We start from the raw sequence: 23,022 nt of genomic DNA, 5'->3' as shown, positions 1-23,022 counted from the left end.
TCAGAGGCGGCCGACGTCCGTGACGACCACGACCGCCTCGCCGAGCTCGTCCGACGCCGCCAGGTCGACCTCGGCGTTGAAGCCCCAGTCCTTGTCCCCGGCCGGGTCCTCGAAGATCTGCCGGCACACCCAGCGCTCGGGCTCGACGTTGATGATCAGGAACGCCGGGCCGCGCGCGTTCGGGCCCGCGCCGATGTCCGAGTGCTCCTCGAAGTACGGCTCCAGCGCGTCCATCCACTCCTTGGCCGTCCAGCCCGACTCGTGGTCGAGCTCGCCCAGGGAGTACCAGTCGCGCTTGGCGGCCAGCTCGACGCGGCGGAACAGGGCGTTGCGGACGAGCACGCGGAACGCGCGGACGTTGCGGGTCACGGCCGGCGGCAGGTCGACGCGGACCTCCTCGACCGGGGCGTCCGGGTTCGTGAGCTTCTCCCACTCGTCGATCAGCGACGAGTCGACCTGGCGGACCAGCTCGCCGAGCCACGAGATCAGGTCCTGCAGCTCCTCGGTCTTCGCCTCCTCCGGCACCGTCTGCGACAGCGCCTTGTAGGCGTCGGCCAGGTACCGCAGGACGAGGCCCTCGGAGCGTGCGAGGCCGTAGAACGACACGTACTCCGTGAACGTCATCGCGCGCTCGTACATGTCGCGCACGACGGCCTTGGGGGACAGCGAGTAGTCGCCGACCCACGGGTGGCCGCGGCGGTAGGTCAGGAACGCGGCGTCGAGCAGCTCGGCGAGCGGCTTCGGGTACGTGACCTCGTCCAGCAGCTCCATGCGCTGGTCGTACTCGATGCCGTCGGCCTTCATCGCGCCGATCGCCTCGCCGCGGGCCTTGTGCTCCTGCGCGCCCAGGATCTGCCGCGGGTCGTCCAAAGTGGACTCGATCACCGACAGCACGTCCAGCGCGTAGCCGGGCGCCTCGCGGTCGAGCAGCTCGATCGCGGCCAGCGCGAACGGCGAGAGCGGCTGGTTCAGCGCGAAGTTGAACTGCAGGTCGACGGTCAGGCGGAAGTCGTCGCCGTCGCGCTCCACGACCCCCGCCGCGACCAGCGCCCGGTACATCGCGAGCGCGCGGCGGATGTGCCTGAGCTGCTTCGGGCGGTCCTCGTGGTTGTCCTCGAGCAGGTGCCGCATCGCCTGGAACGCGCCGCCGCCGGGGCGGCCGATCACGTTGAGCAGCATGGCGTGCGAGACCTGGAACGACGACGTCAGCGGCTCCGGTTCGGCGCCGACGAGCCGTTCGAACGTCGACTCGCTCCACGACACGAACCCGTCCGGGGCCTTCTTGCGGACGACCTTGCGGCGCTTCTTCGGGTCGTCGCCGGCCTTCGCCAGCGCCTTGATGTTCTCGACCTCGTGCTCGGGCGCCTGCACGACGACCGTGCCGACGGTGTCGTAGCCCGCGCGGCCCGCCCGCCCGGCGATCTGGTGGAACTCGCGGGCCTTGAGGATGCGGGTGCGCTGGCCGTCGTACTTCGACAACGCCGTGAAGACGACCGTGCGGATCGGCACGTTGATGCCGACGCCGAGGGTGTCCGTGCCGCAGATGACCTTGAGCAGGCCCGCCTGGGCGAGCTGTTCGACCAGGCGGCGGTACTTCGGCAGCATGCCGGCGTGGTGCACGCCGATGCCGTGCCGGACCAGCCGCGACAGCGTCTTGCCGAAGCCGGAGGAGAAGCGGAAGTTGCCGATCGTCGAGGCGATCTCCTCCTTCTCCGCCTTCGTGGCGACGTTGACGCTCATCAGCGACTGCGCGCGCTCCAGCGCGGCGGCCTGTGTGAAGTGCACGACGTAGATCGGCGCCTCGCGGCCGTGGAGCAGGTCTTCGATCGTCTCGTGCAACGGCGTGGTGACGTACTGGAAGTTGAGCGGCACCGGCCGGTGCGCCGACCGGACCACCGCCGTCGGCCTGCCGGTGCGCCGCGTCAGGTCCTTCTCGAAGAACGCGACGTCGCCGAGCGTCGCCGACATCAGCAGGAACTGCGCCTGCGGCAGCTCGACGATCGGCACCTGCCAGGCCCAGCCGCGGTCGGGCTCGCTGTAGAAGTGGAACTCGTCCATCACGACCTGGCCGACGTCGGCCTCCGCGCCGTCGCGCAGCGCGATGTTCGCGAGGATCTCCGCGGTGCAGCAGATGATGGGCGCCTGGTCGTTCACCGAGGCGTCGCCGGTCATCATGCCGACGTTCTCCGGCCCGAACACCTCGCACAGCGCGAAGAACTTCTCCGAGACCAGGGCCTTGATCGGCGCGGTGTAGAAGCTGCGCTGGTTGCCCGCCATCGCCACGAGGTGGGCCCCGATGGCCACCAGGCTCTTGCCGGACCCGGTGGGGGTGCTGAGGATGACGTTGGCCCCCGAGACGAGCTCGATGACCGCCTCCTCCTGCGCCGGGTACAGCGCGAGGCCGCGCTCGGTCGCCCAGTGGGAGAAGGCGTCGAACAGTTCGTCTTCGTCGGCGATCGAGATGAGCCGGTCCGTGAGTGCAGTCATCGCAGGTGAACTATAGGTGGTACGCGTACTCGGTGAACTCCCAGTCGGTCACGAACCGCTGGAACCGGGCCACCTCCTCCCACTTGAAGTCCACATAGGACCGCACGAAGTCCTTGCCCAGCACCTCGACCATCGCCGTGTCCTCCTCCAGGTAGGCCAGCGCGTCGGGCAGGGTGGCGGGCAGCGTCGGGGCCTTCGACGGGTCGTAGCCGTAGCCCGCCGACGGCCGCGGCGGCTCGATCCGGTCGCGAATGCCCAGGTAGGTGGCGGCGATGAGGCCGGCGATGCCGAGGTAGGGGTTCGCGCTCGCGTCGCCGAGCCGCAGCTCCAGCCGGGTCGTGTCGCCGCGCTCGGCCGGCACCCGCAGCATCGCGCTGCGGTTGTCGAGGCCCCAGTCGATCAGCCAGGGCGCGAGCGAGTCCGGCCCGAACCGCTTGTACGAGTTGACCGTGGGGTTGAGCAGCGCGGCCAGCGCCGGGGCGTGCTTGAGGATGCCGCCGATCGCCCAGCGCGCCTCCTCCGACAGGCCGCTCGCGGTGCCCGGCGCCTGGAACGCGTTGCGGCCGTCCGCCTCGTGGCAGGACAGGTGCAGGTGGAAGCCGCTGCCGCCGCCGTCGTTGAACGGCTTGGCCATGAACGTCGCCATCCGGCCTTCCCGCCTGGCCAGTTCCTTGACGCTCGTCTTGAACCGGAACGCGCGGTCGGCCGCGTTCATGGCGGGGGAATGAACGAGGTTGATCTCGAACTGCCCGCCCGCGTACTCGTGGTTCCCGCCGGTCGTCTGGAGGCCGGCGCTGCTGAGCGTCCGGAGAGTTCTCAACAGATGACCGTCGGAATCACCCCGGCGGCCGGTCGCGTACACGTTGCCCGGCGCGTCGCAGTAGGGCCGCCACCCGTTCGGGCGATCTTCATCGGGTTCGCAGAGAAAATATTCCAACTCGGGGCCGACCACCGGGTGCAGCCCGGTGGTCTCGAATATTTCCAAGGCCCTGCGCAACACCTGCCGGGGCGATTCGTCCACGGGTCTTTCGTCCGCGGGGCTCACGGCGTCGCCGATGCACCACGCCACCCCCGGCTCCCAGGGGATCGGGAGGAGCGTGTCGAGGTCCGGGACCACGATGACGTCGGGCAGCCCGGCGTCGAGCACACCCCCGTTCTCCGTGGTCTTGCCGCCCGGAGTCGTGCTGTACACGGCCCGGCAGAACGACAGCCCGCGGTGCACAACCGCAGGTAGGTGCTCTACCAGGACGTCACGGCCCCGGTCGGTGCCGAGCAGGTCGGGGAAGACGACGCGCACCACGTCGATCCCGTCCTCGCCGAGTCTTGCCGCGAGTTCCCGTGTCACCTGTTCACCGACCACGTCGAACTACCTTTCCGGCACAGTGTGTCGCTGGCGCGGAGGGGATAACGTCGAGGAGCAAACGCTATCGACCCGTCCGTGGAGCAAAGACCAGTCGGTGCTCCGCACTCATCGTCCACCACGGGGCAACAGTCCGTAACTGGACGGGTGACGACCGTCACGAGATCATGCACGATGTGGGATCGTGATCAAAGCGGTTGCGGACCGACTCGCACCACACCACAGACATAGTTCGGAACCGCAAGTATTGTGCCGGGAACACCTGAGCTCGAGCACGGGAGACTTTAGTTGTCTGGTCACCACACGATTGCCGAGACCGAGAAAGCCGTCCAGGCCAAACTCGGTGCGGTGCCGCTGCATCGCGAGCAGATGGCGGCGGTGTCGAACATCCACCGCGCCGCGACCGCGATCCGGCAGCACCTCGAGAACTCGGTGCTGCGCACCAGCGATCTGACCTGGACCGGCTTCGTCGTGCTCTGGGTCGTGTGGATCTGGGGCGAGATGGAGACGCGCTACGTCGCCGAGGAGGCGGGGATCTCCAAGGGCACCCTGACGGGCGTCGCGAAGACGCTGCAGTCGCGGGGCCTGCTGGAGCGCCTCGGCCACCCGACCGACGGGCGGCTCGCGGTCCTGCGCCTCACCCCCGAGGGTGAGGAGCTGATGGCCGACCTCTTCCCCAAGTTCAACGAGGAAGAGGTCTTCGTCAGCGACCCGCTGGAGTCGTCAGAGGCCCAGTCGCTGGCCGAGATGCTGCGCCGGATGGTGACGCACCTGGAGGCCAACGGCGAGCAGCGGCGGCTGGACCTGCGCGGCGACACGCCGCTGCCGCCCCGGCGGTCCGGGCGGCGGGCCAAGCACGGCTGATCGTCGCGCCGTTCGCGGGCGACTCACCGGGGGTGAGTCGCCCAGTTCGGCGTTGGTCCGGGGCCTGGGTGCGCAGGGGCCTCGGGCTCGGCTGCGGTGACGCAGGGGCGGCGTGCGCGGCGGGATGCGGGTGCGGGACAGCTCGGTCATCGCCGCTGGTGAGAGCCAGGTCCGGCTCGCGGTCAGAGCAGGCTGAGCACCCGCGCGTGCAGCGTGTCGAGGTAGTCCTCGGACTCCGGCTTCATCAGCACGCTGCGCAGCACCCGTGCGCCGTCCGCGTCGGCGGGCACCTCGGGGTGGCGGGCCGCGAACGCCTCCTTCGAGGCGCGCGTCACGCTCAGGAAGACCGGGTCGAGCGGGGCGTTCATGCCGGTCTCCATGACGCGGTGCGAGGCGGCGTCCACCGCTGAGAGGCTCAGCGGGGTGGTGCGCGGGAAGTACGTGACGATGTCCAGCTCGGGTTCCTGGTAGAGCTCCAGCGTGTCGGACTCGCGGATCATCGACGCCCAGCGCACGGCTGCCCGCCGGCCCGCTGCCAGGACCTCGCCCAGGCCGTCGCGGGTCAGGGGGAGCAGGCGCAGGGTCAGCCAGAGGCCCGCCGCGGCGGCGCCCGCCCGGGAGCATTCCAGGCTGATCTCGCCCAGGTGCATCTCGTCGGACGTGAAGTACGTGTACGGAGAATCGTGCAGGTAGAAGCGGCCTACGGAGGAGTCGCGGAACAGGACCGCGCCGCAGCCGTAGGGCTGCAGGCCGTGCTTGTGCGGGTCCACCACCACCGAGTCGCACTCCGCGATGGCCTTCCACGGTTCCGGTGCCAGGTCCGTGCCTGCCAGGAGGGTGAAGAAGCCTCCGTACGCCCCGTCCACGTGCACCCGTGCGTCGTAGCGGCGTGCTACGTCCAACACCAGGTGCACCGGTTCGATGGCACCCAAAGCGGTGGTTCCCGGGGTGACCACGACCGTGCCGACCTTGCCGGTGCGCAGGAGGTCCTCCAGGGCGTCCAGGTCCATGCGGCCGCGGTCGTCCACGGGGACCGGGTGGCCCTCGATGCCGAGGACGCCGCACATGCGTGAGTGCGTGTAGTGCGCCTCGGAGGAGTAGGCGACGCCACGCGCCGGGTGCAGCGAGCGCGCCACGAAGAGGGCTTCGAGGTTCGCGATCGTGCCGCTGGAGGTGAGGTGGCCGAGGTGGCCTTCGTCATAGCCGAACATGGTCGCCAGGGACTCGACGACCTCGCGTTCCATCGCCGCGGTGGCGGGGCCGCCGTCGAGGGCGTGGTTGTTCGGGTTGATCAGCATCGCGGAGAGGTAGCCGACCACCGCCGCGGGGTGCGGGGGCTTGAGCATCTGGCCCGCGTAGCGCGGGTGGAAGAACGGGTAGTTGTCGCGCAGGCGGTCCTGCAGCTCGGCCAGCGCCGAGCCGAAGACGGCCGGGTCGACGTGCAGCGACGAGTGGGGTGTGAAGGCGCCGTGCTCGGCGGTCCACTTCTCGTGGTTGGCCAGCGCCTCGTTGAGCCAGTGCTGAAGGTCCACCGCACACCCCACCCGTTCACGCACACGTCCGAATGTTCGAATTCGGACGTTACGGCAGACCCCAGCGCGAAGACGAGCCGTTGGCTTTCACATCACGTGCCGAGACGTCGGGCCGTGTGCCGCGGCGCGTGACGATGGCGCTCTGACCTCGTCGAAGAGGGATTTCGACGGCAGTGCCGCGTGGGCGGTGCTCCAGGCGGCGGCCGCGCGCGTCGCGGACGTCGACGTCACCCGTGATCCCGTGCTCCAGCACCAAGGGCGCGCCCGCCTCCGAGTGCACCTTCACCCAGTCGGTGCGGCCGCCGGAGCGCGAAGCGTCCACGAGGAAAGCACCTTGCGTGCGCAACGACGAGATGGACGCATCGGCCCAAGTGGACGAAACGGAGGGGAAGACGCGCACGACGTCGTTGTGCGACTGGACCATCATCTCCAGCACGGCCTGGGCGGCCATGAGCGGTGACTCGATGGCGAGGTTGCCGCCCTCGCGGTAGAAGGTGTTCTCGGTCAGCACGGCGTTCGAACCGACCTGCTTGCGCTCGAGGAAGTGGCGCAGGAACGACAGCGCGTCCTCCGGGCGGCCCATCGCCGAGTACATCGCGGAGGCGGCTCCGTAGCTGTAACCGGCCCACGCCTCACGGCGGGAGGTCTAAAGATCGACCGTCTGCGCGATGAGCGCGCGGTGCTCCGGCATGTCCCACGTGAGCTCCCGCAGCGGGTAGAACCACAGCAGGTGCGAGAAGTGGCGGTGCGAGTCCTCCAGCGCCTTGTCCCTGCCGATCCGGACACCGCTCGCGTCCTGCCAGTAGGGCGTCAGGCGGGTCAGCACGTCACGCCGGCGCGGGTTCTCCTCGATCGACAGCAGCGTCTTCACGCCCCAGCGGATCAGCGACAGGTCGTAGGTCGCGTCGACGCTGTTCGCGTACTCCGGCGAGCGCGTCTCCGGCAGGTGGAGCTTGCCGTCGGTGCCCTCGACGAGGAAGCGGGTGTAGTAGTTGACCGCCTTCGTCAGGACGGGGAAGAGGACGTCCCTGACGATCTTGCGGTCCATCGTGTGCCGGTAGCCGAGCCAGACGTTGTGGCAGGCCCACAGGAGGTTGCCCGTGTGGTCGTTCGGCGCGACGCCGGGAACGCCGCAGTAGCGCGGGCCGGAGCGCAGCGCGCGGTCGCCGGGGTGGCAGATCGCGTACGAGTTCCCGTCTCGGTAAGCGGGGTTCACGTTCGACTCGAGGTTGTGCTCGAACCGCTTGAGCGTCGTCGTCACGGCGTCCAGCTCGTGGTGGTTCGAGCCGTTGACCAGCGGGTACGAGATCTGGACGTTGAGGTTCCACCAGACGGCCGTCCAGCTGTTGCCCTGCTCGGGGAACCACGGGCCCCACTCGGAGATGACGGGGGCGTCGGCACGGGTGGCGGCGGCCATCTTGTAGAGCTGCAGCCAGTAGAGGCGGCGGTCGGGCTGTCGCGGTTGCCGATCGGCTACCTGACCTTGACGTTCGCCGAAGTCATCCGACGACTAGCGGCGCTGTGACGACCGCCGCGCTGTTGCCCGCAGATAGTTGTTGCACAGTTCTAGCCACAGCCGAGGTCAGGCAATTAGCGTCAGCACCCATGTCACCTGTTGCCATGCACATGAGCGACGGTCTGCTGAACGCGCCGGTCTCGGTCGCCTTCCTCGTCATCGCGGCACTCGGTGTCGGGTTCGCGTTGGTCAAGGCACGTGCGGACCTCGACGACCGCACGGCGCCGATGGCGGGCCTGGTGGCCACGTTCATCTTCGCCGTCCAGATGATCAACTTCCCGATCCTGCCCGGCGCCTCCGGCCACCTGCTCGGCGGTGCGCTCGCGGCGATCCTGGTCGGCCCGTACGTCGGCGCGCTGTGCGTGACGATCGTGCTCGTGGTGCAGGCCCTGCTGTTCGCGGACGGTGGTCTGACCGCATTGGGGGCCAACGTCACGAACATGGCGCTGATCGGCACGGCGGCCGGGTTCCTCGTCGCCGTGGCGCTGCGGAAGTTCGCCCGGAAGGGCAAGAGCGGTCTCGCGGCCGTCGCCTTCGTCTCGGCGTTCGTCAACACGCTGCTCGCCGCGACGGGCTTCGTCGTCGAGTACGCGATCGGCGGCGCCGGCGGCGTGGAGATCGGCAAGGTCGCGCTGCTGATGTGGGGCCTGCACGCGCTGATCGGCATCGGCGAGGGCCTGATCACCGCGGCCACCGTCACGTCGGTCGCGTCGATCCGCCCCGACCTAGTCTTCCTGCTGAAGGGCACCCGCAAGCCGCTGGAGGTGCGGTCGTGAAGAAGTTCTCCATCGGGTTCGCGTTCGTCTCGCTGCTGATCGCCGGCGTGCTGTCGTACTTCGCGTCCGGCGACCCGGACGGCCTCGACAAGACCGTCGAGGACACCGGCATCGCCGAGCACGCGCGGGAGCACCCGTTCGCCGGCGGCACGTTCGCCGACTACGCGCTCGGCGGCGACGACAGGTTCACCGGTCTCGCGGGCGTGCTCGGCGTGGTCGTCGTGCTGGGCCTCTCGTTCGGCCTGTTCTGGGTGCTGCGCAAGAAGTCCGGCGCACGATGAGCGGTGCCCACGACGTCCTGCACCACGCCGGCGACTCGCCGGTGCACCGCCTCGCGCCCCACGTGAAGGTCCTCGTGGCGTTCGGGGCGGTGCTGGGCGTCGTGGCGACCCCGCGCACGCTGTTCCCGCTGTTCGGCCTCTACCTGCTGGTGATCGTCGCGGTGTGGGGCGTCGCCCGCGTTCCCGCGCTGTGGTTCGTGAAGCGCGCGGTGATCGAGGTGCCGTTCGTGGTGCTCGCGTTCCTGCTGCCGATCTTCGGCACGGACCCGCGCACCGACCTCCTGGGGCTGTCGGTGTCGGTGGAGGGCTCGCTGGCGGGCTGGAACATCCTCGCCAAGGGCACCCTGGGCGTCCTGATCAGCCTGACCCTGGCCGCCACGACGGCGCCGGGGGAGCTGTTGCGCGGCCTGCAGACCTTGCGGGTGCCGGCACCGCTGATCATGATCGCCACGCTGATGCTCCGCTACGGCGAAGTCGTCGTCGGGGAGGCCAGGCGCATGCGCGTCGCCCGCATCTCGCGCGGCGACGACCCGCGGTTCCTGTGGCAGGCGGGCGCGATGGCGCGCTCGGTCGGCACGTTGTTCATCCGGTCCTACGAACGCGGAGAGAGGGTGCACCTGGCGATGGTGTCGCGTGGCTGGACGGGCAGTCCCGGGGGCTCGGTGGCGTTCGCGCCGGAGACCCCCGCCGCTGCCGCGCTGGAGGTCTCCGGGCTCGCCTTCGCCTACCCCGACGGGCACCAGGCGTTGTTCGGCGTCGACCTGCGCGTCGAGCGCGGCGAGCGGGTCGCGGTGCTCGGCCCGAACGGAGCCGGCAAGACCACGCTCGCATTGCACCTCAACGGAGTTCTCTCCGGCGGTGCCGGCACGGTCTCGGTCGCGGGACTCGAGGTGTCGAAGAAGAACCTCCGCGAGGTCCGCCGCCGCGTCGGCCTCGTGTTCCAGGACCCGGACGACCAGCTCTTCAGCCCCACGGTCGCCGAGGACGTGGCCTTCGGCCCGCGCAACTTCGGCATGTCCGATGTGGACGCTCGGGTGCTGGAGGCGTTGCGCGCGGTCGGCATGGAGTCGGTCGCCGGCCGCTCACCGCTGCACCTCTCCGGAGGCCAGCGCCGCCGCGTCGCGCTGGCGTCGGTGCTCGCCTGCTCGCCCGAGCTCCTGGTGCTGGACGAGCCGTCGGCGAACCTCGAACCGGTGGCGCGCAGGGAATTGGCCGAGCTGCTGCTCTCGCTGGCGCCCACCATGCTCGTGGTCACGCACGACCTGCCGTTCGCGCTGCAGGTCTGCCCCCGCAGCGTGCTGATCGACGACGGCGTGGTCGTGGCGGACGGCCCGACGCGCGAGATCCTCGCCGACACCGCGTTGCTCGCCCGCCACCGCCTCGAGCTGCCCTACGGCTTCCGGCTCGACTGAAGCCCGGTCAGCACGATCCGCAGCAGCCCCTCATCGACGCGACCAGCTCCTCGGTCGTGACGTCGGTGATCCGGGGTCGCGACGCGATCCGCGCCTACGCCGACCGCATGCGCGACGCCCGCGTCCGCGGGAAGATCGAGGTCCGGCTGGTCGAAGGTCAAGCAGGACCACTGCACGTTCACCGCCGTCGCGATCCTCCACTTGCGCGACGGCGAGATCGTCCGCTACGACGACTACATGAACCCGCTGCTGCTGACCGAGCTGCTGGGAGCCTGATGGACGTCGCCGCCTGGTGCGCCGCCGAGCTGGGCAGCGCACCGGTCTCGGTGCTGTACGAGCGGGTGTCGATCTCGTCGGTGCACGGGTTGCTGCTGGCCGACGGCCGCTCCGTCTTCGTGAAGGTCCGTCCGGACGACGGCCGGGCGCGTTCCTGCCTCGCCGCGCAGGCGTTCCTGGCGTCGCGCGGATTTCCCTGCCCCCGCCCCGCCACGCCGGTGACGGTGGTGGACGGGCTGGCCGTGCACGCCGAGGAAGCGCTGCCCGGCGGGGAGATGCTGCTCGGTTCCGGCGCCGACGTCGCCCGGCGGTACGCGGTCGTGTTCGCCCGGTCGATGTCGTTGCTGGCCGAGGCGCAGGTCCCACCGCCGGTGCCCGCGCCGCGCTGGGCCCGGTGGGACCACTCGGATCCGGGGCTCTGGCCGGCCGTCGACTTCCTGGACGCGCGCGACCAGAGCGCGGTGCCCGCGTTCGTGGTCGAGCTCGCCACGCGGCTGCGCGCGCGGTTGCTCGCCACCTCGCTGCCGCGCGTCCTCGGGCATGCCGACTTCGAGGCGCAGAACCTGCGGTGGCGCGACGGCGAGGTGTGGGCGGTGCACGACTGGGACAGCCTCGCCTGGCAGCCCGAGGCCGCGCTGGCCGGGGCGGCCGCCGGGGCGTTCGCCAACGCCTCCCCGCCCTCGTTGGCGCCGATCGCCGGCTCTTCGGCGTTCATCGAGGCCTATCAGCAGGCTCGCGGACGGCGGTTCTCCGCCGAGGAGCGGGAGATCGCCTGGGCAGGGAGCCTGTGGACCGCCGTGCACAACGCCCGGTGGGAGGCCCTGCACGGAGATCCGCCGGTGTCGCTGGAGGCGGTGCGGGCGCAGGGGGAGGAACGGCTGCGGCTGGCGAACGCCTGACCGGCCGCCGCGGTGTGGTCCGATGCCCCGTGATCCCGACCGAAGCGGACCTGGCGGACGCGTTGACCTCGGCCGTGCGGCCGTCACGGACCTGCACCGGGACGACCCCGGCCACACGTTCTACTACATCACGCTGACCACGCCCGGCGAGGCGTTCGGACCGGCGCTGTCGGCGTGGTCGCACGAGGCGCTGGCGCGGCGAGCGGACGCCGACGTCGTCCGCTACTCCTACGCCGACTCGCCGTTCTCGATCGTGGGGGAGCAGTACCTGCGGCCGGTCCGCGAGCTGTTCGCCGCCCGGCCGGACGTGGCCGGCATCGCCGACGCCGACGAAGCCTGCGCGGAGTTCGCACTCCGGCTGCGCGCGATGGAGACCGCACTGCGCAGGCTCGACGACGAAGGGCTGTTCGGCGTCGGCGAGGCCCGCGCGGGCGTGCTGGTCCTGGTCGAGGTCGTCCCCGGTGACGAGGAGAACGTCCCCGCGGCGCGCCGGCTCAACCCGCCGGGGCCGGCGCTGGACGCCTGGCTGGGCCCGGCGGCCTAGGCCTCCGCCCGCCGGCGCCGTTCCGCCAGCACCGCCGACAGGTACGGGTGCGGATGCGTGTGCTCCAGCCGGGGCGACCGCACCGCCGTCCCCACGTCGTCCGCCAGCCGCGTCCCCAGGTCCCACCGCGCCTGCTCGCTCAGCTCCCGGTACCGGCTCAGGTACTGCCGCACCGCCAGCACCAGCTCGTCCGGAAGCTGCGACAGGTCCAGCCCGGACGCCCACGGCGCGAGCTGCGGCGGCATCGTGGCGAGCTCGACCTGCTGCTTCGGAACGCGGACGTGGATCACGACCGTGCCGGCGAGGTGGTCGCCGACGCGTTTGCCCTGCGGGGAGAACAGCGACACGAACAGGGCCACGGCGCCGCCCAGGCCGAGGGCCCAGAAGTCGACGAAGAAGCCGCCGAGCGCGCGCACCAGGGCGTGGCGGAAGCGGATGGCACCGCCGTCGTCGCGCACCACGCGCAGGCCCATCACCAGCTTGCCCAGCGAGCGGCCGCGGGTCAGCGACTCGACGGCCGTCGGGTAGCCGACGAGGACCAGCACCGCGAGGGCGAGGGCCATGGCCGTCTGCAGGGCGTCGTCGAAACCGATCGGGACGAGCAGCGAGACGAGCACGAGCAGGCCGAACTGCACGGCCACGTCGAACGCGAACGCGACGGCCCTGCTGGCCAGTTGTGCGACGCGCAGGTCCAGAACTACGGCTTCACCGGTGACGAGGTCCCCCACGCGGATAGTGTGACTCATCGTGGATCTGGACGTGTTCATCGAGCGGCACCGCGCGTCGTGGCAGCGCCTCGAACAGCTCGTGAAGCGGACCGGCCGGCTCAGCGGGGCCGAGGCCGACGAGCTCGTCGAGCTGTACCAGCGCGTCACGACGCACCTGTCGGTGGTGCGCAGCCAGGCCCCGGACCCGGCGACGGTGGAACGGTTGTCGTCGCTGGTCGCGCAGGCCCGGTCGGCGCTCACGGGCACGCACACGCCGGCGTGGCGGGTGTTCACGCGCTTCTTCACGCACCGGCTGCCCGCCGCCATCTACCTCGGCTGGCGCTGGTGGGTCCCGGCCGGACTCGCGTTCTACCTCCTCACGGGCATCATCGCGGCCTGGATCGCGTCCAGCCCCGAGGTGCAGGCGACGATCGCGGCACCGGACGAGCTCCGCGAGATGACCAGGGCCGGGGGCAGCTACGAGTCGTACTACTCCAGCGATCCCGCGGGGTCGTTCGCGGCGAAGGTGTGGACCAACAACGCCTGGATCTCCGCCGCGTGCCTGTTGCTCGGCGTGTTGTTCGCGATCCCGCCGATCTACTTCCTCTTCACCAACGCGGTGAACGTCGCCGTCGGCATCGGGTTGATGTTCGGCGCGGGCCGCGGCGAGCTGTTCCTCGGACTGTTGGCGCCGCACGGGCTGTTGGAGCTCACGGCGGTGTTCGTGGCGGCCGGGATCGGCATGCGGCTGGGCTGGCAGGTGATCGACCCCGGCAGGCGCACCCGCGCCCAGGCCCTCGCCGCGGAGGGCCGTTCGGTCGTGGCGGTGGCGCTCGGGCTCGTGGTGGTGCTGCTCGTGTCCGGTGTGCTGGAAGGGTTCGTGACGCCGTCGGGGCTGCCGACGTGGGCGCGCGTCGGCATCGGGGTCGTGGCCGAGGTGCTGTTCCTGCTCTACGTCTTCGTCATCGGGCGGCGGGCCGCGCAGCAGGGCGAGACCGGCGACGTCGACGCGAGCGAACGCGAGGACGTCGCACCGGTGGCCGTCTAGAGCTTTCCCGCCGCCTTCAGCGAGAGATAGCGATCCGCGAGAGCGCGTGGCAGGTCGTCTGGCAGTGCGTCCACGACGTCGACACCGTGCCGTGCGAGCAAAGCGGTGAGACGGCGTCGTTCGGCCAAAGTGCGTTCCGCAGCAGCAGCCGAGTAAACGGCTTCGAGGTCACCACGGCCCGCCGCCATCGCGTGCACCGCCGGATCGGCCACGGATGCGATGAGCAGGTGGTGCCGCGACGCCAGAGCAGGCAGCAGCGGCAGCAGACCGTGCTCGATCGACGGCTCCAGCGACGTCAGCAGCACCACCAGCGACCGGCGTCCGGCCCGGCGCAGCACCTCGGCGACGGCGGCACGCGCGTCGAACTCCACCAGCTCGGCCTCCAGCGGCGCCATCGCCTGCACCAGGGCCGGCAGCGCCGCCCGCGGCACCGAGGCGCGCACCTTGTGGCTGAACGCGACGAAGTCCACCTGGTCGCGGGAGTGCGAAGCCAAGGCGGACAACAGCAACGCGGCGTCCATCGACGTGTCCAGGCGAGGCAGGCCGCCGAGAGCGCCCTCCACGCGGGCCGCCGACGTGCGGGCGGTGTCGAGTACGATCGTCACCTGGCGGTCGCGCTCCGGGCGCCACGTGCGCACCACGACGTCCGACGACCGTGCGGAGGCGCGCCAGTCGATCGACCGCACGTCGTCACCGATCACGTACGCGCGCAGCGAGTCGAACTCCGTGCCGGCGCCACGGATCAACGAAGCACGGCGGCCGTCCAGTTCGCGCAGGCGTTCCAGCAACGGCGGCAGGTGGCGACGACTGTGGAACGGCGGCAACGCACGCACGGTCCACGGCACGACGTGCGAGCCCTGCCGTGCCGCGACACCCAACGGTCCGAGAGATCGCACGGTCACACGGTCAGCCGTGCGATCGCCACGACGCACGGGCCGTAGCTCGAACGAGTACGTGCGCGATCCACCGGCGGGCACTTCCACCGCGACGCGGTCGGCGACCACACCGGCAGAAGGCGCCCATGCGTCACGAAGAACGCCACGCAGCCGACGTCCGGGGTTGTGCACTGTCAGCTCGACCACGCACAACTCACCGGTGCGCACGGACACCGCCCCGGAGCGCGAGAACGTCAGCCGCCGGACGCCCGCGGCGAGCACCAGGTCGATCGCCACGCACGCCACCAGCACCGCGAACACGACGAGAACCCCTTGCCACGACGGCAAGAGCAGTCCGACGACGAGAACCCCGATGAGCGCGAGCAGACCCGCGCGGCCCGTGAGCGCCACGTCAGCGCGGCACCTGGACCGCGCCGAGCACGCCGTCGAGCACGCCGTCCGCCGTCACGCCCTCCAGTTCGGCCTCCGGGCGCAGCTCCAGCCGGTGCCGCAGGGCAGGCCGAGCCAACGCCTTCACGTCGTCCGGCGTCACGTAGTCACGGCCCGAGAGCCACGCCCACGCGCGCGACGCGGCCAGCAAAGCCGTTGCGCCACGCGGAGAAACGCCCAGACGCACGGCCGGGGACTCACGGGTCGCACGGCACACGTCGACGATGTACGCGACCACTTCGGGAGCCACCGTCAACGCGCGCACGGCCGCCGAACCGGCGTCCAGGTGCGCCGCGCTCGCCACCGGCTGCAACGCCGACAGGTCGCGCGGGTCGAAGCCGGACGCGTGCCGGGTCAGGACGTCGATCTCGTGCTCCCGCGCGGGAACCGGCATCGTCACCTTCAGCAGGAACCGGTCCAGCTGCGCCTCGGGCAGCGGATAGGTGCCCTCGTACTCGACCGGGTTCTGCGTCGCCACGACGATGAACGGCGAGGGCAGCGGCCGCGTCCTGCCGTCGGCGGACACCTGCCGTTCCTCCATCGCCTCCAGCAGCGCGGACTGCGTCTTCGGCGGCGTCCGGTTGATCTCGTCCGCGAGCAGCAGGTTCGTGAAGACCGGACCCTCGCGGAACGAGAACGCCGCGTTGTGCGAGTCGTAGACCAGCGAGCCCGTGAGGTCGCCGGGCATCAGGTCCGGCGTGAACTGCACACGCGTCGTCGAGAGGTCCAACGCGCGCGCAAGAGCACGCACGAGCAACGTCTTCGCGACGCCCGGCACACCCTCCAGCAGCACGTGCCCCTTGCACAGCAACGCGAGGATCAACGACGTCACGGCCGCGTCGTTGCCCACCACGGCCTTGCCGATCTCCGCGCGCAACGCCACCAGCGCCGTGCGGGCTTCCTCGGTGGTGACCACTGCCGTCATCCCTTGCGCACCTCGTTCTCCAGAGCGTCCAGCTCGTCGGCCAGCGCAACCAGCCCCCGGTCGTCCACCGGCCCGTTGTCGTAGAGCAGCGCCCGCACCGAGGTGACGGGGCGCGAAGTCCTGCGGGCGATCTCCTCCGACGGGTCCTCGCCCACCGGCAGCCCCAGCAGCGGCGCCAAGCGGTCCCGTGCCGCCTGCCGCAGCACCTCGGCGGCGTGGCCGGCGGCGTGCGAACGGCGGTACAGCCGCGCCCTGCCCTCCACCGTTTCCGAGGCCCTGACCAGCACCGGGAGCTGCTCGGGCACCACGCGGCCGAGCCTGCGCGCCCGCCACAGCGCGATCAGCACGGCCGCGACGCCGAGCTGCAGGGCGCCGAACTTCCAGCCGTCCGGGACGAGGTCGCCGAACGACTTCTGCTGGGACCTGTCCGCCGCCGAAGGCACGTACCAGACCAGCCGCTCGTGCTGGCCGAGCAACGACAACGCCAGCGCCGCGTTGCCCTCCGAGTCGAGGTCGCGGTTGGTGAAGATGCCGCCGTAGCCGATCGTCGTCACGGTGCCCGTGCGCACCAAAGTCGAGTCGTAGCAGCGTTGTTCGCCTTCGTAGACGAACCCGCCGGTGGTCGCCGCGCCCGCCTTGGCCGCGAGCGGGCAACCGGGCTGCCGCGTCTCGGGCTCCACGCGTCCGACGCCGTTCGCCGGTGCGAGCAGCACCGTGGCGGCGGCGCGGCCGCTGAGGTCCGCGAGCCGCCGCGGGTCGATCAGGTCCGGTTGCGTCACGAACAGCGTCGCGCCCTCCACGGAGGACGCGTTGCCGGTGAGCTCGACGCGCACGCCGTTGCGCTCCAGCAGCGCGGCGACCGCGCGACTGCCCTCCGGCCGGTAGGAGCGCGGGTCGAGCGAGCCGCCCTCACCGGTGCCGCGCAGCAACGCGATGACGACGGCCGCGAACAGGATGACCACGCCGATCAGCAGCGGGCCGCGCGCGGCCGTCCAGATCCGCCGCGAGTCCGGGGACACCGCCGTCATCCGCGCACCTTGCCGTCGACGGAGACCACCTGCCGGTACCCCTCCTCGGTGGCGGGCCTGCCGCCGTACCAGACGTCGTCGAACTGCACCGCGGCGCCGCGCAGGTCGTCCGCGAGCGCCGGGAGCGCCGCGCCCGCCTCGGACGCCACCTCGTCGACGGTGCGGCCCGCCCGCGCGTCGAGCACCCCGCGCTGCTCCAGTTCCCGCACCACGGCGCGGAAGCGTTCGCGCACCGCCTCGGCCAGGTCACCGGCCGCGGCGGCCTTCTCGGCGGCCTCGCGGTGCTCGGCGGCGGTCAGCGCGGCGGAGCCGAACACCTCGCCGCCCGAACGCAGGGCGCGGCCGGTGCGCCCGGTGCGCAGCCTGATCACGACCGCGACGACCACCGCCAGGGCGACGAGGGTCGTGACCGCGGTGAAACCGCTCATGCCGCCCGCCCCGGCGAACAGCTCGCCGAGGCGTTCGAGCACCCAGTCGATGGCCCGTTCCAGCGGGTTCGGGTCGTCGGAGACGTACGCGGGGTCGCTGAGCTCCCGCGCGGCCGCCTCCCTCGCCTCGTCGCGACCGAGATCCACCGGTACGTCAGAGACCGCCATGCCCCGCGGCCCGCTGGAGTTCGATGTCCATGCCCTCGGAGCGCATCCGGCGGTCGACGTAGACCAGCACGGTGACCGCGGAGCTGAACGGCAGCGTGATCGTCGAGGCGATGATCGCGCCGATGGTCGACAGGACCAGCGAGCCCAGGCCGAGCGCCGCCGCGGGGTCGGCGGACAGGCCGGTCGACACCGCGCCCGCGAGGCCGAAGGGGAGGCTGACGATCCAGCTGATCACCCAGCCGATCACGAGGGTGAGCAGCAGGATGCCGAACGTGCGCCACCACGCGCCTTTGACGAGCTTCCTGGAGCGGCCGAACGCCGCGCCGACGCCGCAGCGCTCCAGCACGAGCGCGGGGGTGACGAGGGCGAACATCACCCACAGCCAGACGCCCGGCACGATGCACAGGAGCGCGCCGACGGTGATCACGAGGCTGGAGAGCAGGGTCGCGCCGAGCAGCGGCAGCAGCCGCGGCTTGAACTCCTCCCACGCCTGCCCGAACGACACGGGCTCGCCCAGCACGGCGTGGCCGACGATCACCGTGATGTAGCCGGAGAGGAACACCGTGCCGATCAGCACCAGCAGCGTGCTGAGGAACGCGCCGCCGAGGACGCCGGGGAGCGTGTTCGTGAACTGCTCCAGGATCTGCTCTTCCGTCATGGTGTTCGGGTCGAGCGACACCGCGGCGGTGAGGTCGTCGAGGAACGGCAGCTGCACCAGCAGGCCGATGATCTGCGTGACCGCCGCGACGACCGCGGCCGCGCCGATGATCAGCTTCGGGTAGCGGCGCATCGTCGTGATGGAGCCGTCGATGATCTCGCCGGCGGAGAGCGGGCGCAGCGGGATCACACCGGGCTTGATCGACTGCTGCGGTCCGGGCGGCGGGGCGTTGTAGCCGTACTGCTGGCCGTACTGCGGCTGCTGGCCGTACTGCGGCGGCTGGTTCGGCTGGTTCGATGGCTGGTCGGGCGACGACCAGCCGGGCGTGTCGGACATCGCGGCTAACCCCCGGTTGTGGTGTGAGCGGCATCCTGCCAGACCAGGTCCGGGGCAACCGGCCGACCCGATCACGAAACGAGTTCGGTCCTGGCCTTCTTCGGCGTGGTGGGGCGCATGCCGGCGCCGACGCAGCGCCGGACCACCTGCGGCTGCTCGCGCATCAGCCGCAGACCGCGCCGGATCAGCGTCGGCACGGGTTTGCGGGCCTCGGCCACGTCGCGGGCGAACCGGCGCACGAACGTGACCGGCGGGCTCGGCGCGAGCACGATGGCGTCCCTGAGCACCCCGGCCTCGCGCGCGCCCTCGACCAGGAGGTCGGCGAACAGGCCCTCCGCGATGAACGCGGGCGCGTCGCCGAGAACGATCTTCTGCGTGCCGACCGCGCGGTCCTCGCCGATCGAGTAGACCGGCGCCTCGACCTCACCCGTGGTGGACAGCTCGACGATCGCCCGCAGCGCCTCGTCCGCGTTCCACGACCCGGCCGCGTCCCAGTCGGCGCGCCCGTGCTCGTCGCGGGGCAGCAGCGGGTCGTCACCGTCGCGGTAGAAGTCGTCCAGGCGCAGCACGGGCCAGCCGAGGTGGGCGGCGAGTGTCGACTTGCCTGAGCCGGAGGGTCCGGCGAGCAGCACGGCACGGGGGATGGGCACGGAACGCGATCCTCGCACATGGTCCGGCGGTGCCCCGCGGGTCCGTGCGACCCTCGCCGGACGGAGCCGCCGGACACGGCTTAGGCTCGAACGCATGAGCGAAGGTCTGTTCGACGAGGGCCTCTTCGGCGCCACCGACGAGGAGAAGGCCGAGCGCATCGCGGCCAACGCCCCGCTGGCCGTGCGGATGCGTCCGGCCGCGCTCGACGAGGTCGTCGGTCAGGACCACCTGCTCGGGCCGGGCGCGCCGCTGCGCCGCCTGGTCGAGGGCGCCACACCGGCGTCCGTGATGCTCTACGGCCCTCCCGGCACCGGCAAGACGACCCTCGCGACCCTGGTGTCGAAGGCGACCGGCCGCCGGTTCGTCGCGCTGTCGGCGTTGTCCGCGGGCGTGAAGGAGGTGCGGGCGGTCATCGACGAGGCCCGGCGCCGCCTGGTCCGCTCCGGCGAGTCGACCGTGCTGTTCATCGACGAGGTGCACCGGTTCTCCAAGACGCAGCAGGACGCCCTGCTCGGCGCGGTCGAGGACAGGATCGTGCTGCTGGTCGCGGCCACCACGGAGAACCCGTTCTTCTCGGTCGTGTCGCCGTTGCTGTCGCGCTCCCTCGTGCTGCAGCTCAAGTCGCTGACCGACGACGGGGTGCGGGCGGTGATCCGGCGCGCGGTGTCCGACGAGCGCGGCCTGGGCGGGTCCGTCGTCCTGGAGCCCGACGCCGAGGACCACCTGATCCGCCTGGCCGGTGGTGACGCGCGCCGGTCGCTGACCGCGCTGGAGGCGGCGGCCGACTCGGCGCTCGCGTCCAACGGGGGCGTGGTCACGCTGCCGCTGCTCGAGTCCACGGTGGACAAGGCGGCGGTGCGCTACGACCGCGACGGCGACCAGCACTACGACGTGACGTCGGCGTTCATCAAGTCGATCCGCGGCTCGGACGTCGACGCGGCGCTGCACTACCTCGCCCGCATGATCGAGGCGGGGGAGGACCCGAGGTTCATCGCGCGGCGGCTGGTGATCCACGCCAGCGAGGACGTCGGCATGGCCGACCCGACGGCGCTGCAGACGTGCGTGGCGGCGGCCCAGGCCGTGCAGCTCATCGGTCTGCCCGAGTGCGCCCTGAACCTCGCGCAGGCCACCATCCACCTCGCCACCGCGCCGAAGTCGAACGCCGTGACGACCGCGATCTACGCGGCCATCGAGGACGTCCGCAAGGGCGCCATCGGTTCCGTGCCCGCGCATCTGCGCGATGGCCACTACGCGGGTGCCGCCAAGCTCGGCAACGCCCAGGGCTACCGCTACCCGCACGACGTCCCGGAAGGCGTGCTGACGCAGCAGTACGCGCCGGACGAGCTGGTGGGCCGCGACTACTACGAGCCGACCGGTCGTGGCAACGAGCGCGCTGTGGCGGAACGGCTGCCGCGCCTGCGCAGGGTGATCAGGGGCGAGTGAACCGCTTCGCGCCCTCCGCGTGACCGGGCGTGGAACCCGTGCCGCACGATCCTCGCCTTCCCGGGCACGACCGCGGAAAACGAGGTGATCGCCGCCCGCCGGAGTCGGTAGCTTCGGCGAAGTGACCATCAGAGAAGACTTCCTGACCACCGCCCGCATCGCGCTCGGACTCCTGCGCCACGACCAGGTGGCGGCGAACTGGGACCGGCCGAGCGCCCTGCCGGAGTTCGGCGTCAGCGGTCTCGCCGGTCACCTGGCCTACCAGGCGCTGCCGCTGCCGTCGATGATCGGCGCCCCCGCCGGTGACGAGCCGGTCGTCCCGCTGGCGGAGCACTACGCGCGGGCCGGGTGGACCGACCTGGACGTCGACTCCGACTTCCACACGCGCATCCGGGCGGGCGGCGAGAAGCTGGCGGCCGAGGGGCCCGGTGCCCTGGCCGACCGGGTCGAGGCGGCGCTGCTGGAGCTCGAGACGTCGCTGCCCGGTCAGGAGAACCGGGGCGTCCGCATGCCGCACTGGGGGCCGTGGGCGGTGCCGCTGGACGAGTACCTCGTCAGCAGGCTGATGGAGCTGGTCGTGCACTCCGACGACCTCGCGGTGAGCGTCGGGGTGCAGACGCCGGAGTTCCCCCGCCACGTCCACGAGACCGTCATCGACCTGCTGACGCGCATGGCGCTCGACAAGCACAGCGGGATCGACCTGGTGCGCGCGCTCAGCCGCAAGGAACGCGCGCCGGGGGACATCACCGCGTTCTAGCGGCGGCACTGGACCGGTGGCACACCATCAGCAGCGCGACCTTGCCCGGCAGCACGATCTCGTCGGCCGCCACGAACCCGCCCGCCTCGAACGACCGGATGGCACGCGTGTTGCGCACGTCCGGCTCCAGCACGATCCGCGTGCAGTGCGGGTCGGCCTCGAACAGCGCGTCGGTCAGCCGGGGGAGCAGCGAGCGCACCAGGCCGCGGTCGGTCATCGCCAGCTCGCCGACCGCGAGGTTCAGCCCGAGGTCGTGCGGCCGTGCCCGGTAGCAGCTCCCGACGGCGTGCCGGGCCGCGCGGCAGACCTCGGCGTAGATCACCGGGCGGCCGTGCCAGCTGATCAGCAGCGGGCGGACGTCGTCGCCGTCGAGCTGCGCCCGCAGCTCCGCCTCCCAGCGGGTCAGCGTCCAGGCCTGCCGGCGGAACGCCGCCACGTGCGGTGCGGAGTTCCAGCGGTGGACGAGGTGCAGGTCGTAGCCGTCCGAACACGCCACGCGGGCGTCCCAGGGCATCGACAGCTCCGGGACCGGGGGCGGCCCCGCGGTGATCTGCGTCCGGTAGGAGTCCAGGTGCGTCACCGGCTTCACGGAGCCTCCTGCGCGGGTCGACTCAGGTGTGCCCGACCCCACGCTGCGCGAGGCCGCGGGTCGAGCCCTGTGTGACCGGTATTTCACAGGCAGTGACAGCCGCGCGTCAACGAGTGGTCCGTTCCAATCGGCTCGCGCGGGTCGGCCGAGGTACCGCGGACGCGGTGCGCACCGGCTCCCGGCGACGGCCGGAACCACCCGCCACGCCGGCCTCGTCCGCGAGCGGGTCGACGGCGCGGTGGTCCGTTGAAGATCAACAAATGGTGCCGCCCGGCCGGGTGCCGGGGCAACGCGGTAATCTCACCCCACCAAAGCCCGAATGCCTGTTCACCAGGAGGATCTGTGTCGCCAGGGTGGCTCGCCGCCGGTGCCTTCGTGCTGCTCGTGCTGCTGCTGGCGATTCCGGCTTTCAAGGCGGCACGCTTCTTCGACGAGGCCACGATCGCGATGCGCAAGGCGCACGAGAACACGGACCCGTTGTTCAGTGAGGCCAACACGACGCTCACGCACGTGAACACGCAGCTCGAACGCGTCGACGGCATCACGGCCAACGCGCGCGCTGTCACGGGCAACGTCTCCGCGCTCACCAGCCTGTTCACCGCCACGCTCGGCGGGCCGCTGGTCAAGGCCGCCGCGCTGTCCTACGGCGTGAGCAAGGCCGTCAAGGCCCGCCGCAAGGCCGCCGAGCAGCCGAACAAGCACGCCAAGCGCCGCCTGAAGCGGGGTTCGCGATGAGCCGCCTCTTCTGGTTCGGCCTGGGTGCCGCCGCCGGCCTCTTCGCCGCGAGGAAGGCCGCCGAGGTGACAAAGCAGGCGACTCCCGCCGGCATCGGCGCTAACGTGGGTGAAGGCCTGCGCGAGCTCGCCGGCGCCATCGGCTCCTTCGGGGCCGAGGTGCGCGCGGGAATGGCCGAGCGGGAACAGGAGTTGCAGGACACCGTGGAGCGTCAGACGGGATTCACGCCGGGGCGTCGAGCGCCCGGGGCGAACGGGAAGCACTGACCGTTCGCCTC

The 23,022-nt window shown here is 71.4% G+C and carries 24 protein-coding genes and 1 pseudogene; 12 read left to right on the top strand and 13 right to left on the bottom strand.

What is annotated here, in order from left to right; genetic code table 11:
- The gene (locus tag V1227_RS15070; protein ID WP_329793181.1) at positions 1–2,487 is read right to left on the bottom strand and encodes a DEAD/DEAH box helicase; all 2,487 of its coding nucleotides are present in this window, start codon (positions 2,485–2,487) and stop codon (positions 1–3) included.
- Between the two features lie 10 nt (positions 2,488–2,497).
- Complete coding sequence (locus V1227_RS15065; protein WP_329793180.1) at positions 2,498–3,832, bottom strand: glutamine synthetase family protein; 1,335 nt, start codon at positions 3,830–3,832, stop codon at positions 2,498–2,500.
- Between the two features lie 363 nt (positions 3,833–4,195).
- Here V1227_RS15065 and V1227_RS15060 point away from each other — a divergent pair, with 363 nt between their 5' ends.
- Positions 4,196–4,711 (top strand): MarR family winged helix-turn-helix transcriptional regulator, encoded by a 516-nt coding sequence (locus V1227_RS15060; RefSeq protein WP_236219911.1) that lies wholly within the window; start codon positions 4,196–4,198, stop codon positions 4,709–4,711.
- A 182-nt stretch (positions 4,712–4,893) separates the two neighbouring features.
- Here the strand turns inward: V1227_RS15060 and V1227_RS15055 are convergent, their stop codons facing one another.
- From V1227_RS15055 to V1227_RS15045, 3 genes are read right to left on the bottom strand one after another with little or no spacing between them, the layout of a single operon-like run.
- Entirely contained in the window at positions 4,894–6,243 is a 1,350-nt protein-coding gene (locus V1227_RS15055) for a pyridoxal phosphate-dependent decarboxylase family protein (RefSeq protein WP_329793179.1), read from the bottom strand.
- A 49-nt stretch (positions 6,244–6,292) separates the two neighbouring features.
- Complete coding sequence (locus V1227_RS15050) at positions 6,293–6,838, bottom strand: glycoside hydrolase family 95-like protein (protein ID WP_329793178.1); 546 nt, start codon at positions 6,836–6,838, stop codon at positions 6,293–6,295.
- 51 nt (positions 6,839–6,889) lie between these two features.
- On the bottom strand, positions 6,890–7,660 hold the full coding sequence (locus V1227_RS15045; RefSeq protein ID WP_329793177.1) for a glycosyl hydrolase family 95 catalytic domain-containing protein: 771 nt from the start codon (positions 7,658–7,660) through the stop codon (positions 6,890–6,892).
- 188 nt (positions 7,661–7,848) lie between these two features.
- Between V1227_RS15045 and V1227_RS15040 the strand changes: the two genes are divergently transcribed.
- From V1227_RS15040 to V1227_RS15015, 6 genes and pseudogenes are all read left to right on the top strand, one after another.
- Complete coding sequence (locus tag V1227_RS15040) at positions 7,849–8,535, top strand: energy-coupling factor ABC transporter permease (protein ID WP_329793176.1); 687 nt, start codon at positions 7,849–7,851, stop codon at positions 8,533–8,535.
- Positions 8,532–8,816 (top strand): PDGLE domain-containing protein, encoded by a 285-nt coding sequence (locus tag V1227_RS15035; protein ID WP_329793175.1) that lies wholly within the window; start codon positions 8,532–8,534, stop codon positions 8,814–8,816. Before V1227_RS15040 ends, V1227_RS15035 begins: the two co-directional genes overlap by 4 nt.
- A pseudogene (gene cbiQ, locus V1227_RS15030) lies at positions 8,813–9,451 on the top strand (cobalt ECF transporter T component CbiQ); the annotation flags it as partial. The gene V1227_RS15035 and the pseudogene cbiQ, both read left to right, overlap by 4 nt.
- The gene (locus tag V1227_RS15025; RefSeq protein WP_329794033.1) at positions 9,440–10,228 is read left to right on the top strand and encodes an energy-coupling factor ABC transporter ATP-binding protein; all 789 of its coding nucleotides are present in this window, start codon (positions 9,440–9,442) and stop codon (positions 10,226–10,228) included. The pseudogene cbiQ and the gene V1227_RS15025, both read left to right, overlap by 12 nt.
- A 275-nt stretch (positions 10,229–10,503) precedes the next feature.
- Positions 10,504–11,403 (top strand): phosphotransferase, encoded by a 900-nt coding sequence (locus V1227_RS15020; protein ID WP_329793174.1) that lies wholly within the window; start codon positions 10,504–10,506, stop codon positions 11,401–11,403.
- A gap of 22 nt (positions 11,404–11,425) precedes the next feature.
- On the top strand, positions 11,426–11,947 hold the full coding sequence (locus V1227_RS15015) for a DUF4303 domain-containing protein (protein ID WP_329793173.1): 522 nt from the start codon (positions 11,426–11,428) through the stop codon (positions 11,945–11,947).
- On the opposite strand, the gene V1227_RS15010 is transcribed toward V1227_RS15015, so the two are convergent.
- Positions 11,944–12,675: an RDD family protein gene (locus V1227_RS15010; protein WP_329793172.1), complete on the bottom strand. Its 732-nt coding sequence runs from the start codon at positions 12,673–12,675 to the stop codon at positions 11,944–11,946. The genes V1227_RS15015 and V1227_RS15010 overlap by 4 nt on opposite strands.
- A 19-nt stretch (positions 12,676–12,694) precedes the next feature.
- Here V1227_RS15010 and V1227_RS15005 point away from each other — a divergent pair, with 19 nt between their 5' ends.
- Entirely contained in the window at positions 12,695–13,702 is a 1,008-nt protein-coding gene (locus tag V1227_RS15005; RefSeq protein WP_329793171.1) for a stage II sporulation protein M, read from the top strand.
- On the opposite strand, the gene V1227_RS15000 is transcribed toward V1227_RS15005, so the two are convergent.
- The 6 genes from V1227_RS15000 to V1227_RS14975 all read right to left on the bottom strand — a co-directional run bounded on the left by V1227_RS15000 (position 13,699) and on the right by V1227_RS14975 (position 19,220).
- Positions 13,699–14,988 (bottom strand): DUF58 domain-containing protein, encoded by a 1,290-nt coding sequence (locus V1227_RS15000; protein ID WP_329793170.1) that lies wholly within the window; start codon positions 14,986–14,988, stop codon positions 13,699–13,701. The two genes, V1227_RS15005 and V1227_RS15000, sit on opposite strands and share 4 nt — an antisense overlap.
- 1 nt (position 14,989) lies before the next feature.
- The gene (locus V1227_RS14995) at positions 14,990–15,952 is read right to left on the bottom strand and encodes an AAA family ATPase (protein ID WP_329793169.1); all 963 of its coding nucleotides are present in this window, start codon (positions 15,950–15,952) and stop codon (positions 14,990–14,992) included.
- Positions 15,949–16,980 carry a DUF4350 domain-containing protein gene (locus V1227_RS14990; RefSeq protein WP_329793168.1) on the bottom strand — a complete coding sequence of 344 codons (1,032 nt, stop codon included), beginning with the start codon at positions 16,978–16,980 and terminating at the stop codon, positions 15,949–15,951. Before V1227_RS14990 ends, V1227_RS14995 begins: the two co-directional genes overlap by 4 nt.
- Positions 16,977–17,555, bottom strand: a complete 579-nt coding sequence (locus V1227_RS14985; RefSeq protein WP_329793167.1) for a DUF4129 domain-containing protein — start codon at positions 17,553–17,555, stop codon at positions 16,977–16,979. The genes V1227_RS14990 and V1227_RS14985 overlap by 4 nt, the downstream gene beginning before the upstream one ends.
- Positions 17,556–17,562: 7 nt before the next feature.
- On the bottom strand, positions 17,563–18,570 hold the full coding sequence (locus V1227_RS14980) for a hypothetical protein (protein WP_329793166.1): 1,008 nt from the start codon (positions 18,568–18,570) through the stop codon (positions 17,563–17,565).
- A 71-nt stretch (positions 18,571–18,641) separates the two neighbouring features.
- The gene (locus V1227_RS14975; protein WP_329793165.1) at positions 18,642–19,220 is read right to left on the bottom strand and encodes a uridine kinase family protein; all 579 of its coding nucleotides are present in this window, start codon (positions 19,218–19,220) and stop codon (positions 18,642–18,644) included.
- 94 nt (positions 19,221–19,314) lie between these two features.
- Here V1227_RS14975 and V1227_RS14970 point away from each other — a divergent pair, with 94 nt between their 5' ends.
- Together V1227_RS14970 and V1227_RS14965 are read left to right on the top strand one after the other, a co-directional pair.
- Positions 19,315–20,664, top strand: coding sequence for a replication-associated recombination protein A (locus tag V1227_RS14970; protein ID WP_329793164.1), 1,350 nt, complete (start codon positions 19,315–19,317; stop codon positions 20,662–20,664).
- Between the two features lie 121 nt (positions 20,665–20,785).
- Positions 20,786–21,421 (top strand): maleylpyruvate isomerase N-terminal domain-containing protein, encoded by a 636-nt coding sequence (locus V1227_RS14965; RefSeq protein WP_329793163.1) that lies wholly within the window; start codon positions 20,786–20,788, stop codon positions 21,419–21,421.
- On the opposite strand, the gene V1227_RS14960 is transcribed toward V1227_RS14965, so the two are convergent.
- Positions 21,408–22,010, bottom strand: a complete 603-nt coding sequence (locus V1227_RS14960; RefSeq protein ID WP_329793162.1) for a GNAT family N-acetyltransferase — start codon at positions 22,008–22,010, stop codon at positions 21,408–21,410. The two genes, V1227_RS14965 and V1227_RS14960, sit on opposite strands and share 14 nt — an antisense overlap.
- 342 nt (positions 22,011–22,352) lie before the next feature.
- Between V1227_RS14960 and V1227_RS14955 the strand changes: the two genes are divergently transcribed.
- Both V1227_RS14955 and V1227_RS14950 read left to right on the top strand, forming a co-directional pair.
- Entirely contained in the window at positions 22,353–22,745 is a 393-nt protein-coding gene (locus V1227_RS14955; RefSeq protein ID WP_329793161.1) for a DUF948 domain-containing protein, read from the top strand.
- Positions 22,742–23,011: a hypothetical protein gene (locus tag V1227_RS14950; protein WP_329793160.1), complete on the top strand. Its 270-nt coding sequence runs from the start codon at positions 22,742–22,744 to the stop codon at positions 23,009–23,011. Before V1227_RS14955 ends, V1227_RS14950 begins: the two co-directional genes overlap by 4 nt.
- Positions 23,012–23,022: the final 11 nt, after the last annotated feature.

This window comes from Lentzea sp. DG1S-22, from assembly GCF_036321065.1.
In the GTDB taxonomy this organism is placed as follows: Bacteria; Actinomycetota; Actinomycetes; order Mycobacteriales; family Pseudonocardiaceae; genus Lentzea; species Lentzea jiangxiensis.
Note: the sequence above shows the minus strand (reverse complement) of the source record. Positions and strands in the feature narration are given on the sequence as shown.

Bases quoted from the DNA above. Each gene is read 5' to 3' on its own strand.
- V1227_RS15070 (WP_329793181.1), bottom strand. From the start codon at position 2,487: ATGACTGCACTCACGGACCGGCTCATCTCGATCGCCGACGAAGACGAA.
- V1227_RS15050 (WP_329793178.1), bottom strand. From the start codon at position 6,838: ATGTACTCGGCGATGGGCCGCCCGGAGGACGCGCTGTCGTTCCTGCGC.
- V1227_RS15045 (WP_329793177.1), bottom strand. From the start codon at position 7,660: ATGGCCGCCGCCACCCGTGCCGACGCCCCCGTCATCTCCGAGTGGGGC.
- V1227_RS15040 (WP_329793176.1), top strand. From the start codon at position 7,849: ATGTCACCTGTTGCCATGCACATGAGCGACGGTCTGCTGAACGCGCCG.
- V1227_RS15025 (WP_329794033.1), top strand. From the start codon at position 9,440: ATGGTGTCGCGTGGCTGGACGGGCAGTCCCGGGGGCTCGGTGGCGTTC.
- V1227_RS15020 (WP_329793174.1), top strand. From the start codon at position 10,504: ATGGACGTCGCCGCCTGGTGCGCCGCCGAGCTGGGCAGCGCACCGGTC.
- V1227_RS15015 (WP_329793173.1), top strand. From the start codon at position 11,426: ATGCCCCGTGATCCCGACCGAAGCGGACCTGGCGGACGCGTTGACCTC.
- V1227_RS14995 (WP_329793169.1), bottom strand. From the start codon at position 15,952: ATGACGGCAGTGGTCACCACCGAGGAAGCCCGCACGGCGCTGGTGGCG.
- V1227_RS14990 (WP_329793168.1), bottom strand. From the start codon at position 16,980: ATGACGGCGGTGTCCCCGGACTCGCGGCGGATCTGGACGGCCGCGCGC.
- V1227_RS14980 (WP_329793166.1), bottom strand. From the start codon at position 18,570: ATGTCCGACACGCCCGGCTGGTCGTCGCCCGACCAGCCATCGAACCAG.
- V1227_RS14970 (WP_329793164.1), top strand. From the start codon at position 19,315: ATGAGCGAAGGTCTGTTCGACGAGGGCCTCTTCGGCGCCACCGACGAG.
- V1227_RS14950 (WP_329793160.1), top strand. From the start codon at position 22,742: ATGAGCCGCCTCTTCTGGTTCGGCCTGGGTGCCGCCGCCGGCCTCTTC.